Source organism: Chryseobacterium nepalense (assembly GCF_023195755.1).
Classification (GTDB): domain Bacteria; phylum Bacteroidota; class Bacteroidia; order Flavobacteriales; family Weeksellaceae; genus Chryseobacterium; species Chryseobacterium nepalense.
The window spans coordinates 943,556-956,935 of sequence record NZ_CP096203.1 but is presented as its reverse complement, the minus strand read 5'-3'; the positions used below and the strand labels follow the sequence as shown (position 1 = coordinate 956,935).

Here is a 13,380-nt window from a genome sequence, read left to right as displayed (position 1 = left end):
TTTAAACACTATTATATAAATTTACAAAACACCCTCATTATGAATTTGTTAATTAACACAACTTATTAGCAAGTATTTCATTAAAAATCACTACTTTTGCACCCGTAAAAATCTTTTATGCAAAACATTAGAAATATTGCGATCATCGCACACGTTGACCACGGGAAGACCACATTGGTTGACAAGATCATCCACGCTACCAATATTTTCAGGGAAAATCAGGAGAGTGGGGAGTTAATTATGGATAACAACGACCTTGAAAGAGAAAGAGGAATCACGATCTTATCCAAGAATATTTCTGTTACTTATAAAGACACGAAAATTAATGTAATTGATACACCGGGTCACGCCGATTTCGGGGGAGAGGTAGAAAGAGTATTGAAAATGGCAGACGGGGTAATCCTTTTGGTGGATGCCTTCGAAGGACCGATGCCACAGACCCGTTTCGTACTTCAGAAAGCACTGGAATTAGGATTAAGACCATTGGTGGTCATCAACAAAGTAGATAAGCCGAACTGTCGTCCGGATGAGGTTCACGATCAGGTATTTGATCTGTTCTTCAACCTTGATGCTACCGAAGAGCAGTTGGATTTCCCAACGTTCTACGGATCTTCAAAACAGGGATGGTTCAACACTTCATTGGAGCAGACTGAAGATATTTTCCCTTTGCTGGACGGTATCCTTCAATATGTTCCTGAACCGAAAGTAACCGAAGGTAACCTTCAGATGCAGATCACTTCCCTGGATTATTCTTCTTTCTTAGGAAGAATCGCCATCGGAAAAGTAACCAGAGGGGAAATTAAAGAATCCCAGTGGATCGGTCTTGCTCAGGCAGACGGTAAAATTGCAAAAGGAAAAGTTAAAGAACTATACGTTTTCGAAGGATTAGGAAAGAAAAAAGTAACTGAAGTTCAGGCAGGAGATATCTGTGCTGTTGTAGGTTTCGACGCTTTCCAGATCGGAGACTCTTTCGTGGACCTGGAAAATCCTGAACCATTGGAAAGAACGGCGATCGATGAGCCTACCCTGAACATGACGTTCTCTATCAACAATTCACCTTTCTTCGGGAAAGACGGTAAATATGTTACCTCTAACCACCTGAAAGAAAGATTAACCAAAGAATTAGAGAAAAACTTAGCATTAAGAGTACAGCAGACCGACGATGCCAATACTTTCCTTGTATTCGGTAGAGGGATCCTTCACTTATCCGTTTTAATTGAAACCATGAGAAGAGAAGGGTATGAAATGACGATCGGTCAGCCACAGGTTATCCTTAAAGAAATCGACGGCGTAAGCTGTGAGCCTTACGAATCTTTGGTAGTAGACGTTCCTGAAGAATATGCTTCAAGAGTAATCGATCTGGCTACCCAGAGAAAAGGAGATCTTCACATTATGGAAACGAAAGGCGAAATGCAGCATATGGAATTCGAAATTCCTTCAAGAGGTCTGATCGGATTGCGTTCCCAGATGCTAACCGCTACAGCCGGAGAAGCCATTATGGCGCACCGTTTTACAGAATACAAGCCTTTCAAAGGTGCTATTCCGGGAAGAAACAATGGGGTGTTGATCAGCAAAACCCAAGGTCCTGCAACAGAATATTCCATCAACAAACTACAGGACAGAGGTAAGTTCTTCGTAGATCCGGGAGAGGAAATCTATGCAGGAATGATTATCGGAGAACAGAACAAACCTGGAGATCTTGTGGTAAACATCGTTGAAGCAAAACAGCTGAACAACATGAGAGCCGCAGGTAAAGATAAAGATACCGGTGTTGCTCCGAAAATCTTATTCTCACTGGAAGAATGTATGGAATACATCCAGGCTGATGAAGCCATCGAGGTAACTCCGAATTTCATCCGTATGAGAAAGAAACTCCTTTCCGAAGAAGAAAGAAAAAAAGTGGAAAGATCAGCAAAAGCCTAATCCCACTTTCACTAATATCAAAGCTCCGAATTCCGGAGCTTTTTTGTTTAAATAATACCTACATAAAAAAACCTGCACCATCTGTTAAATCAGCGGGAGAATAAAACTTAGCTTTCTTTCTGTAGCATTTTATCTCTTTGCGCTCTTCGCTGAGTGAAACGCCTTTGCGCCCTTAAAAACATTTAGTAGTTAAAAAAAACTCTTCGCGCTCTTTGCGTTAAAAATACATTACGATATCAAGATGCTTCCAGCATGACAACCTCCCGATAAAGCAAAAGTTCTCAGCATATTCACAAGCTTTAAACAGTTTACGGAATAAGATCTGCGCCATCCGTGAAATCAGCGGGAAAAATTAAAATACATTATTTTCTAAAATTCTCTGCGCTCTTAGCTGAGTGAAACGCCTTTGCGCCCTTAAAAAACGTTTAGTAGTTAAAAACTCTTCGCGCTCTTTGCGTTTAAAAATACATTACGATATCAAGATGCTTCCAGCATGACAATTTCCCGATGAAGTAAAAGCGCTCAGCATATTTACAAGCTTTAAAAAGTTTACGGAATAAGATCCGCTCCATCCGTGAAATCAGCGGGAGAAATTAAAATACATTACTTTCTAAAATTCTCTGCACTCTTCGCTAAGTAGAACGCCTTTGTGCCCTTAAAAACACTTAGTATTCAAAAAACTCTTCGCGCACTTTGCGTTTAAAAATACATTACGATATCAAGATGCTTCCAGCATGACAATTTCCTGATAAAGTAAAAGCTCTCAGCATATTCACAAGCTTAAACAATTTACAGAATAAGATCTGCACCATCCGTGAAATCTGCAGGAGAATAAAAACTTAGCTTACTTTCTGTACCATTTCACCTCTTCGCGCTCTTCGCTAAGTAGAACGCCCTTACGCTCTTAAAAACATTTAGTAGTTAAAAACTCTTTGCGTCCTTTGCGTTAAAAACATTACGATATCAAGATGCTTCCAGCATGACAATCTCCCGATAAAGCAAAAGCGCTCAGCATATTTACAAGCTTTAAACAGTTTACGGAATAAGATCTGCTTCATCCGTGAAATCAGCGGGAGTATTTTATCTCTTCACGCTCTTCGCTGAGTAGAACGCCCTTGCGCCCTTAAAAACATTTAGTATTCAAAAAACTCTTCGCGCGCTTTGCGTTTAAAAATACATTAGTACTCAAAAAAATCTTTAGGTTCTTAGCGTTCAACTAATTTTATTATCGTAATTTAAATCAACAAATAAATTAATGTAGTTTTGCAGATATGAGAATAAATTACTTAAAACTAATCATATTATCAGGAGTTTTTACATCATTCATGGCTTGTTCCACACAGAATAATGCAGTAAAAGCTTCCATGCCTTCAAAAAATACCGCTAAAAATAAAACTTCACCGCCAGCCGGCCCAAAACCGGAAGCTGTAATTCCGCCCGATGAAACCTTCAGAACGGTGCTCCCTGAAATTAAAAGAGAATTCCGCGGCGCCTGGATTGCCAGTGTGGCCAACATCAACTGGCCTTCAAGAAATAACCTTTCCGTTGATCAGCAGAAGGCAGAAGCGATCAGCATGCTGGATATGCTGAAAGATAATAATTTCAATGCCGTGATCTTCCAGGTGAGACCTTCCGGCGATGCTTTGTACACCAGTAATATCGAACCTTGGTCCTACTTTCTGACAGGTAAGACCGGAACGGCGCCTTATCCCAATTATGATCCGCTGCAGTTCTGGATTGAAGAAGCCCATAAAAGAGGTCTCGAGCTTCACGTTTGGCTGAATCCTTACCGTGCCCATCATTCCAACGGAGGAACGCCCAACAGTTTGTCAATGGTAAACAAACTTTCGGACATTGTGATCAGATTGAAGAACGGAATGTACTGGTTTGATCCTGCTAATCCGAAAACCCAGGGCCACGTTTCCAATGTGGTGAAAGATATTGTAAAGCGTTATGATATTGATGCTGTTCATTTTGACGATTATTTTTATCCGTATGCTACCTACAACAAAGGAGCAGATTTTCCTGATAATGCAAGCTGGAACGAATATCTCAGAAACGGAGGGACATTATCAAGAGCAGATTGGCGAAGGGATAACGTAAACAAATTTGTGGAAAGGATCTATAAGGAAATCCATGCTGAGAAAAACTATGTCCGGTTCGGGATCAGTCCGTTCGGAATCTGGAAACCGGGTTATCCGCAGGGGGTTGTAGGCTCCTCTCAGTATGACGAATTATATGCTGATGCTAAATTATGGCTGAATAAAGGATGGGTAGATTATTTCTCGCCCCAGCTGTACTGGCCGGTAGAATCAAAAGGGCAGCCTTTTGAACCTTTATTGCAATGGTGGAAATCAGAAAATACCTTAAACCGTCATCTCTGGCCGGGATTGAATACCGTGGAAATAAGATCTTCTGACCGCCCAGCAGAAATTAAAAATCAGATTAATATTTCAAGACAGGTATTGGGAAATAATGCCGGCGAAATCCATTGGAGTATTGCCGGGCTCACTAAAAATCCGGGCATGCTTCCGGCACTAAAAAACGGACCTTATAAAGAGAAAGCCCTGGTTCCGAAAACACCCTGGCTGAAAGCGATACCTTTACAGACACCAAGCCTGTTCATTAATGATAACGGAAGTTTTATACAGGTAAGCTGGAGTACAAAAAATATAAAGGAGGTCTTCCAATGGGTACTCTTTACGCAGTACAACGGTATTTGGGAAACCGAAATCCTGACGCTTGATCAGCTTTCAAAAGAAATTCCGAAGTCTAAAGACGGAAAAACCTTAAGTGCAGTTGCTATAAAAGCTATCGACCGGTTAGGAAACGAAAGTGATTATACAGCAAAACAGATTAAATAAGTACTGAAGTTGTCTCAAAAATAGTAGTGAAGAATCTTAAACTTTTATTGTAGAGATTCTTCGCTGCTCTCAGAATGATAAACGATAGCACAATAATCTGCGGCATCTGCGGGTAATAAAAAAATTCATCATTCCGCTTTGCTCTATTCAGAATAACAAAAAGCCACACGATCATCTGTGACCATCTGAGAAATCTGTGGTTGAAAAAAGATTCTTTTTCAATAATCAGATCACATATTCAACGCCCCATTTATGCAGCTCATTGATGATAGGCTCTAATTTTTCGCCTTTTGTCGTTAAAGTATACTCAACCGTTGGAGGAACTGTTGCAAATACCTCTCTCACCACAATTCCGTTGGCTTCCATATTCTTCAGTTCTTTCACGAGCATTCGGGTACTGATATTGGGAATAAGCCTTTCCAGTTCACTGAAACGTTTTTTACCGGTGAACAGTGCATAAATGATGGACATCGACCATTTTCCGCCTATTACCCCTAAAATTTCCTGAAGCGCACATTTTTCTTCAGCATGTTCTATATTTTTTTTAACCATAACTGATTGATTGTGTTTAATCCTTTACTTTTTGTTATTACTGTACATTGGTGTAACTACTTGCAAAAGTAAAGTATTGTAATTTACTTTGCAACTCATTTAAACAAAAAAATATGAATCATTCATTAAAAGAAATGGTTGCTCTGGTAACAGGAGGAACAAAAGGCATTGGCAAAGCGATCGCCGATCGTTTAAGCAATTCAGGTATTCAGGTGGTAATAACAGCCCGTAAAGCTCCTGCAGAAAATAAAGAAGGACAATATTTTATTCAGGCAGATCTTGCTGAGCCTGAAAGTGCGAAAATCATTGCTGCGGAGATTCTGGAAAAATACGGAAAAATAGATATTATCGTTAATAATGCGGGAGCCAATTTAAGTCCGGGCGGAGGTTTCAGTACACTTTCCGATGAGCACTGGAATAATGACTGGCAGACGAATTTTATGTCGGTGGTACGGATCAACAAAGCATTATTGCCGGTAATGATCGAACAAAAAAGCGGAGTGATTGTAAACATTTCTACGGGAGCGGCGAAACTGCCGGTGTGGGAAATGACCATGTCATATTCTTCCGCAAAAGCAGCACTGAACGCTTACAGTAAAGCATTGGCCAATGAAGTGGCCGCCCATGGAATCCGTGTTAATGTAGTATCGCCCGGATTGGTAGAGACACCGCTCATGCTGGAATTCATTCAGAATATGGCGCAGTCATCTTCCGTTACGCCGGAAGAAGCTTATCAATCCGTTATGGAAAAGCTGAATGTTCCGATGGGAAGAATGGCTGAACCTGATGAAGTTGCAAGTCTTGTCGCTTATCTTGTTTCCCCTGAAGCGAAATACATCACAGGCGTCAATTATTCGGTTGATGGCGGTGCTTTACCTACGATCTGATATTTAAAATAAATGACGGAAAGAAATTCCCCTCCTTTGGATGGATGGATTCGACCACAGGGAGAAGACGGGGTGGTTCTGTAAAGTTGAATTGTAATAATAAAAGTCAAATATTGAAATTAATGACTTTCACCCTAGCCCTGATTGTAGTGAAAATCCTTTTTGCATGTTTCGACAAGCAAAGCCTGACAGCGGTGGGTGCAAAAAGATTGCAACGGAAAGCAGGAAAAAGTTCCCTAAAAAGCATAAATAGACAATTCAGCGAAGTCAGAAATCTTCGGAGACTGAAAAGCGTTGCTGGTAAAAACTGACGATCCATGAGTACAGAAGTTTAGAATAACTATAAATTGTTTGTGTAAAATTAAGATATTCAATGTTTTATAAATACCACAAAAACAAAATAGGGTGATCAAATCTTCTCGGAATCATTTTTGCATCGTATTGATTCATAATCACTAAAAAATATGAATTATGAATACCAACAGACTTTCCGAAGCGATGGAAAAAGCGCTTAGTGATCAGATGAATAAAGAGATCCATGCATCACATGTTTTTTTATCTTACGGAATTTGGGCAGACGATAAAGGATACCAGGGAATTGCCAATTTCCTTTACAGACACGCGCAGGAAGAAAGAAACCATTCCATCAAATTTATGGAGTACGTTCTGAACAGGGGAGGAAAACCGAAAGTGGAAGCTATACCTGCTCCACCAGCCGATCCTGAATCTCTTACCGCATGTTTTGAAGGCGTATTCAAACACGAAGTGGACAATACGACTGCGATTTACAGACTGGTAGATATGGCATTAGAGGAAAAAGACTGGGCGACATGGAACTTTATGCAGTGGTTCGTTCAGGAACAGATCGAAGAAGAAACCCTTGCGATGAACCTTATGGATAAACTGAAAATTGCAGGTGGCGACCGTGCTACTGACGAGTCTCTGTTTACTTTAGATAAAACGCTGGAAAATGCACCAAACGATGTTCCGCTTGCTCAGGAAGCGACGGGTGACAATCCATAAAACAATTCCGGTGAATTCAATACATAAAAATCTGTCAGGTTGCTGGCAGATTTTTTTATTATGAAACTCCCTTTAAAATCACTATCTTTGCACACTCATAATTCAAAGATTATAGTTTCGGGTTTAATTTGATGTTTATATAAACTTTAAGCCTAACTCTAAACATTAAACCTTGAATTTTAAACATTAAATTTGAATCTAACGTTATGAAATGTGGAATCGTAGGCTTACCGAATGTAGGTAAATCAACTCTTTTTAACTGTCTGAGCAACGCAAAAGCCCAGTCGGCCAACTATCCTTTCTGTACCATAGAACCCAACCTGGGAACAGTTTCCGTACCGGACCAGAGATTGTTTGAGCTGGAAAAAATAGTAAAACCGGAAAGAGTTTTGCCGGCGGTTGTAGAAATCGTGGACATTGCAGGATTGGTGAAAGGAGCGAGCAAGGGAGAAGGACTGGGGAACCAGTTTTTGGCCAATATCCGCGAGTGTGAAGCCATTATACATGTATTAAGATGTTTTGATAACGGAAACATTGTACACGTAGAAGGTTCCGTAGATCCGTTAAGAGACAAAGAAATTATCGATATCGAGCTTCAGCTTAAAGACCTTGAAACCGTTGGAAAAGCGGTTGAAAAAGCTAAGAAATTCATTAAATCCGGAAAGAAAGAAGATATTCTGACGTATGAAACGCTTCAGAGCCTTCAGAAATTTTTGGAAGACGGTAAAAACGCCAGAGAATTTCCAACGGATGATTTTACTAAAACAATCATCGGGGAAGTTCAGCTGCTGACCAATAAACCGGTGCTTTACGTTTGTAACGTGGATGAAAACTCCATTAAAAACGGAAACGAATGGATCGGCAAAATTGAGGAAATGGCTAAAAACGAAGGCGCAGAAGTAGTTGTACTGGCAGCTCAGATTGAGGCAGACATCAACGAACTGGAAACCTACGAAGAAAGAGAGATTTTCCTTGAAGAATTGGGACTTACAGAACCGGGTGTTAACCGTCTTATCAGAAAAGCGTATGATCTGTTAAAACTTCAGACCTATTTTACGGCAGGAGTTAAGGAGGTAAGAGCCTGGACGATCGGGCAGGGATGGACGGCGCCTCAGGCGGCTGGAGTAATCCATACCGATTTTGAGAAAGGTTTTATCCGTGCAGAAGTTATTAAATATGATGATTATATGCAGTACGGTTCCGAAGCGAAAGTAAAAGAAGCTGGAAAACTTTCTGTTGAAGGTAAAGAATATATTGTGAAAGATGGCGACATCATGCACTTCAGATTCAACGTATAAAAGAAATATTAAAGTTAGTTATTATAGAAAAACGCTTCCGATCTATTTTGGGAGCGTTTTTTGCATTCATGTCCGAAACTTTTAAGTATGAAAATTTTATATTTCCTTGCGCTGATACCGCTTATTTCCTGTTCGTCAACGATTGAAAAAATTGTTTTGAATCCGAAAAAGAAAAACCTGAATATGTTGAGCAAAAGCCTTTTACTGTAAAAGAGATTATTGAGAATAAACCGGATTATCTTGAAATTGTAAATCTTAAGAAATACCGGTCCTTTAAAGAGGATAGTCTGGAGTCGAGGCATCCTTACGATTCCGATGAAATCCTGGAGACAAAATGGAAAACATATCAAGAGGATTATAAGATATTTAAAGAAAAATTTTCAAATCAATTTTCTTTCTCACATAAACAGCAGGTCGGAAAAAGGTTGTATGCGTTGGGAACTAACAATCTCGGTTTCTGGTTACTTGCCATTGAGAATAACAAACCTTCCGCTTATTTTTTAGGCTTAAGTTTCAGTCATTATTATTTCAATGAAGTTCAGAATCAGCCTCTTATTAAAGATGGATTTTTACAGATAGAAGGAAGCCTGGTGCAGATTATTAAAGTTCCCGGGCTTCCCGGCTATGATGATTATTCTGCGATTGCTGATGGCAAAATGTTCAAAGTTAATCTTAAAGAATTAATGAAGGATACGGATCAGGATGGATACAATGATATTTTTGAGAAATGCTTTGGTCTGAACCCTGATGATAAAGATTCTGACGGGGACGGAATTAATGATTTTGTTGATATAAATCCTATGTATAGGTCAGAAAAAAATAAATTCACCGAATTGTACGAAATGCTTCTTCCGACGTATGCAGGAGCTCCTGACTTCAAAAAAGATCCGTATTATTTTGAGGTTTTTAAAACAGATTGCGATTATTTTCATCAGATTAATCCCGGAGAGTATAAAGTGTTATTTATCCCCGAAAACGAAGACAAGCAGAGTTATTATGTAAGGTTTACAGATGTCTACGATTTCGGGATTTCCAAAATCAGAAAAAATAAAGAATTTCCGGAGCGATTTTATATTAACAAATGGGGCAGCAGCTCTTCTACCGATTGTGCAGCCGAATACAAAAACGGGAAATGGGAGCTTGAAATGATGGGAGGAATTGACATTTAATTTTATATTCAATATTTCGTACATTTGAATTATACAAATTTAGGTATGGAAAAAACAGCACATACTTCCTATGCATCACTGGACGATTTTTACCGTGAAATGACTTCCAAGCTGGGAACGGATATCGAAAGTATATTTCCCAAAGGCCTGCATAAAGAAATCGGGCATTTCAATGTATTTGATATTGCGCAGACCATAGAAAAGGTGAAACTTACTTCCGAAATGCCCTACAACAGGAGAAAATATTATAAGATAAGCCTGATAAGAGGAAGAAACAGAGCGGAATACGCAGATAAAATCATTCAGATAAAAAACAATGCTTTATTGTTTGCAACTCCGAAAGTTCCTTACCACTGGATTCCCGAAGACAATAACCAGTCAGGAAGTTTTTGTGTATTTACCGAAGATTTCTTTATTAAAGATAAATCATACAACACCCTTGAAGACCTGCCGATCTTCCAGCCCGGAAATATTCCTTTATTTGAAATTGATGATGAATTGGCAGACGAAATCGAGCAGCTGTACCGGAAGATGAAAAAAGAAATAGACTCCGATTATATTTTTAAATATGATCTGATCCGGAATTACGTGCTGGAGCTTATTCATTACGGACAGAAACTGCAGCCTGCCTCAAAATTATCAACTTCCAATGATGCTTCTCTAAGGGTAGTTTCCCTCTTTATCGAATTGCTGGAAAGACAATTTCCTATCGAGTCCTCCAACCAGAGACTACAGCTGAAAACTGCAAAAGATTACGCCGACAGGTTAGCGGTTCATGTGAATTATTTAAACAAAAAATTAAAAGAAAGCACCGGAAAAACAACTACGGAAATCATTGCGGAAAGAATTGTGCAGGAAGCGAAAATTATGCTCAGGCAAACCCGCTGGAATATCTCCGAAATTTCTTATGCTCTGGGTTTTGAAGAGATTGCCCATTTTTCCAATTTCTTTAAAAAGAAAACTTCACTGGCACCTATGGAATTCCGTTCGTGATTTGAATTTTGCAAATTTCAGTTTGATTAAAGCAAACGGTCGCGGCCCGAAATAGCTGAACTTTGTTTCATCAAAAAAAATAAAACATAATGGAAGCAAGAACAAAAATTGCATTAGTTACAGGCGGAAGCCGTGGTTTAGGAAGAAATTCAGCAGTTAAGATCGCTCAGAAAGGCCTCGATGTTATTATCACTTATAACAGCAACAAAGAAGAAGCGGACAAAGTAGTGAGTGAAATCCAGGCATTAGGAAGAAAGGCCATTGCTTATCAGCTCAACACGAAAGATACAGGCAGCTTTGATGCTTTTGTAAAAACGGTAGGAGATCATCTTGAGGAAAATACAGGCAGCAGAAATATCGATTTTCTGATCAATAATGCTGGAACAGCACTGTATGCACCGATTTCTGATGTTACCGAAGAGCAGCTGGATGATGTGGTTGATATTCACTTCAAAGGCGTATTTTTCCTGACCCAGAAATTTTTACCGTATATGAATGATAACGGAGGAATCATCAATATTTCTTCAGGCCTGGCAAGATTTGCATTACCGGGATCTTCTGTATACGGCTCAATCAAAGCGGGCGTTGAAATGTTGACAAAGTATATGGCTAAAGAGCTGGGTCCAAGAAAAATTAAAGTAAATGTTGTGGCACCGGGAGCGATAGAAACGGATTTCGGAGGAGGAAGAACAAGGGATGATGAGCATATTAATGCCATGGTTGCAGCCAATACAGCTTTAGGAAGAGCAGGATTACCGGACGATATCGGCGGAGTGGTGGCTTTCCTTTGTACTGAAGATGCAGGATGGATCAATGGCCAGAGAATTGAAGCGTCCGGCGGAATGTTTTTATAATAATAATTAAAACGGGTGATTGAGGCTCTTAAAATCACCGGTTTTAAATTGGTAATTGATACTGTCAAAATCACCAATTTAGAAAAGGAGGCCCTGAAACTACACTATCGCCTGTGAAAATCCGTGCAACGCGTGGAAGTTTTAACTACAAAAGTCACAAAAGCTTTTTAAACACATGAGCCACATTAGATGAGGGGATAAGTTGTGCGTATATTTTAGAACACATAAGTTTTTAAAAAATCTTTGATTTTTTTTCTGATTTGGTCTACAATATTTCAACAAATCAAAAAATTTTCTGTGACTCCTGTGTAAATACAATTCTATGTGAAAAGCCTCAGGTCTATCGGTAGATATTATTCTCGAAATTTGTGGCTCAGGTTTTCGAAATCACAAAAAAAGGTGGCTGAGGTTCTCGAAGCCACCTTTTTTATTTATATTTTACACAAATTGTCGATTGCTTTTTCCAACGTTTCCTGTTTTTTGGCAAAGCAAAGTCGGATCACATTTTCGTCCCGCTTATTTTGGTAAAAAGATGAAAACGGAACGCTGGCTACTTTATGAGTAATGGTAAGCTCCCGCGCAAAATCAATATCCCTTTTATCAGAGATCTTATTGTATTGTAAAGCCTGAAAATACGTTCCTTCACAATCCAGCAGCTCAAACGAAGTATTCGATAATCCTTGTCTTAAAAAATCTCTTTTTTCCTGAAAGAAGGCGCTCAAACCCTTGTAATGGTGAGGATTCTTCATATATTCTGCCAAAGCAAGCTGCATCGGTGTATTAACAGAGAAAACATTGAACTGGTGCACTTTTCTGAATTCATTCATAAGGTTTTCCGGAGCGGCGCAATATCCTATTTTCCAGCCGGTCACATGAAACAGTTTTCCGAAAGAAGCCACCAGCAGACTTCTTTCTTTCAGTTCCGGGTATTTGCAGATGCTTAAATGAGGTTTCCCGTCAAAAATTATATTTTCATATACTTCGTCACTTAATATAAGAATGGAGGTGTCTTTAACAATTGAAATCAGTTGCTGAATGTCATATTCTTTTAAAATTTTTCCGGCAGGATTGTTAGGATTGTTGATGATGATCATTCTTGTTTTTTCCGTAACCAGATTCTTTACGGTGTCCCAGTCGATTTCATAATCCGGGGCTTTCATTTCAAAACGTTTTACAATGCCACCAAAAAGCTCTACAGTAGGCTCATAGCAATCATAAGCCGGTTCGAAAATGATTACTTCATCATCTTTCTTTATAAAACTTGCAATCGCCGTAAAAATAGCCTGCGTACCTCCTGCGGTAACCGTGATTTCCAGATCCGGATGATAAACTGCCTGATGGGCACTCTCGATTTTTTTGGCGATTTCTTCCTTTAGACCGATCATTCCGCCCATCGGCGCATACTGGTTAAATCCTTTTTTGATGAAATGATCAACATAGTTTAACAGCTCAGGATCCGGCATGAAATCCGGGAATCCCTGTGATAGATTAATCGCCTCGTTTTCATTGGCCAGCTGTGTCATCTGGCTGAATATGGTTGTTCCTACGTTGGAAAGCTTTGACAGTGGGAGTTGTATCATGAAAGTCTTTTAGAATACCGAATTTAATTCAAAATTTTTAATATTAACGTATACAGTTGTATTTTGATTTGAATGAATTCAAAAAGACGGCGTCATAATTCGAATTTCCAGAGTTCACCAACCGGAATTTCTGCCTGGGAATGTTATTAAAAATTTATAATTTCAGAACTTTTAAGCGGTGAAATTTTAAATAAAGGATTTTATTCCTGCCAATTCTCCAGTATAATATCATTACTT

Annotated in this window: 12 protein-coding genes; 10 read left to right on the top strand and 2 right to left on the bottom strand. The window is 39.2% G+C overall.

Going from position 1 to position 13,380, the window contains the following annotated elements; all coding sequences use genetic code 11:
• Positions 1-117: 117 nt before the first annotated feature.
• On the top strand, positions 118-1,923 hold the full coding sequence (gene typA, locus M0D58_RS04125) for a translational GTPase TypA (protein WP_248393734.1): 1,806 nt from the start codon (positions 118-120) through the stop codon (positions 1,921-1,923).
• A 1,271-nt stretch (positions 1,924-3,194) separates the two neighbouring features.
• On the top strand, positions 3,195-4,787 hold the full coding sequence (locus tag M0D58_RS04120; protein WP_248393733.1) for a glycoside hydrolase family 10-like protein: 1,593 nt from the start codon (positions 3,195-3,197) through the stop codon (positions 4,785-4,787).
• A gap of 225 nt (positions 4,788-5,012) precedes the next feature.
• On the opposite strand, the gene M0D58_RS04115 is transcribed toward M0D58_RS04120, so the two are convergent.
• Entirely contained in the window at positions 5,013-5,339 is a 327-nt protein-coding gene (locus tag M0D58_RS04115; RefSeq protein ID WP_248393732.1) for a winged helix-turn-helix transcriptional regulator, read from the bottom strand.
• Positions 5,340-5,452: 113 nt separating this feature from the next.
• On the opposite strand from M0D58_RS04115, the gene M0D58_RS04110 reads away from it, so the two are divergent.
• The 8 genes from M0D58_RS04110 to M0D58_RS04080 all read left to right on the top strand — a co-directional run bounded on the left by M0D58_RS04110 (position 5,453) and on the right by M0D58_RS04080 (position 11,563).
• Complete coding sequence (locus M0D58_RS04110; RefSeq protein WP_248393731.1) at positions 5,453-6,226, top strand: SDR family oxidoreductase; 774 nt, start codon at positions 5,453-5,455, stop codon at positions 6,224-6,226.
• Between the two features lie 122 nt (positions 6,227-6,348).
• Positions 6,349-6,537 (top strand): hypothetical protein, encoded by a 189-nt coding sequence (locus tag M0D58_RS04105; RefSeq protein ID WP_248393730.1) that lies wholly within the window; start codon positions 6,349-6,351, stop codon positions 6,535-6,537.
• 160 nt (positions 6,538-6,697) lie between these two features.
• Positions 6,698-7,249, top strand: a complete 552-nt coding sequence (locus M0D58_RS04100) for a ferritin (protein ID WP_248393729.1) — start codon at positions 6,698-6,700, stop codon at positions 7,247-7,249.
• 206 nt (positions 7,250-7,455) lie between these two features.
• Positions 7,456-8,547: a redox-regulated ATPase YchF gene (gene ychF, locus M0D58_RS04095; RefSeq protein ID WP_248393728.1), complete on the top strand. Its 1,092-nt coding sequence runs from the start codon at positions 7,456-7,458 to the stop codon at positions 8,545-8,547.
• A gap of 87 nt (positions 8,548-8,634) precedes the next feature.
• Positions 8,635-8,757 (top strand): hypothetical protein, encoded by a 123-nt coding sequence (locus M0D58_RS18100; RefSeq protein WP_282569133.1) that lies wholly within the window; start codon positions 8,635-8,637, stop codon positions 8,755-8,757.
• Between the two features lie 224 nt (positions 8,758-8,981).
• Entirely contained in the window at positions 8,982-9,716 is a 735-nt protein-coding gene (locus M0D58_RS04090; protein ID WP_248393727.1) for a hypothetical protein, read from the top strand.
• Positions 9,717-9,761: 45 nt separating this feature from the next.
• Entirely contained in the window at positions 9,762-10,709 is a 948-nt protein-coding gene (locus M0D58_RS04085; RefSeq protein ID WP_248393726.1) for a helix-turn-helix domain-containing protein, read from the top strand.
• 89 nt (positions 10,710-10,798) lie between these two features.
• Complete coding sequence (locus M0D58_RS04080; RefSeq protein WP_248393725.1) at positions 10,799-11,563, top strand: SDR family NAD(P)-dependent oxidoreductase; 765 nt, start codon at positions 10,799-10,801, stop codon at positions 11,561-11,563.
• Positions 11,564-11,994: 431 nt separating this feature from the next.
• Here the strand turns inward: M0D58_RS04080 and M0D58_RS04075 are convergent, their stop codons facing one another.
• Positions 11,995-13,143, bottom strand: coding sequence for a methionine aminotransferase (locus tag M0D58_RS04075; protein WP_248393724.1), 1,149 nt, complete (start codon positions 13,141-13,143; stop codon positions 11,995-11,997).
• Positions 13,144-13,380 lie beyond the last annotated feature (237 nt).

Bases quoted from the DNA above. Each gene is read 5' to 3' on its own strand.
- typA (WP_248393734.1), top strand. From the start codon at position 118: ATGCAAAACATTAGAAATATTGCGATCATCGCACACGTTGACCACGGG.
- M0D58_RS04120 (WP_248393733.1), top strand. From the start codon at position 3,195: ATGAGAATAAATTACTTAAAACTAATCATATTATCAGGAGTTTTTACA.
- M0D58_RS04115 (WP_248393732.1), bottom strand. From the start codon at position 5,339: ATGGTTAAAAAAAATATAGAACATGCTGAAGAAAAATGTGCGCTTCAG.
- M0D58_RS04110 (WP_248393731.1), top strand. From the start codon at position 5,453: ATGAATCATTCATTAAAAGAAATGGTTGCTCTGGTAACAGGAGGAACA.
- M0D58_RS04105 (WP_248393730.1), top strand. From the start codon at position 6,349: ATGACTTTCACCCTAGCCCTGATTGTAGTGAAAATCCTTTTTGCATGT.
- M0D58_RS04100 (WP_248393729.1), top strand. From the start codon at position 6,698: ATGAATACCAACAGACTTTCCGAAGCGATGGAAAAAGCGCTTAGTGAT.
- ychF (WP_248393728.1), top strand. From the start codon at position 7,456: ATGAAATGTGGAATCGTAGGCTTACCGAATGTAGGTAAATCAACTCTT.
- M0D58_RS18100 (WP_282569133.1), top strand. From the start codon at position 8,635: ATGAAAATTTTATATTTCCTTGCGCTGATACCGCTTATTTCCTGTTCG.
- M0D58_RS04085 (WP_248393726.1), top strand. From the start codon at position 9,762: ATGGAAAAAACAGCACATACTTCCTATGCATCACTGGACGATTTTTAC.
- M0D58_RS04080 (WP_248393725.1), top strand. From the start codon at position 10,799: ATGGAAGCAAGAACAAAAATTGCATTAGTTACAGGCGGAAGCCGTGGT.
- M0D58_RS04075 (WP_248393724.1), bottom strand. From the start codon at position 13,143: ATGATACAACTCCCACTGTCAAAGCTTTCCAACGTAGGAACAACCATA.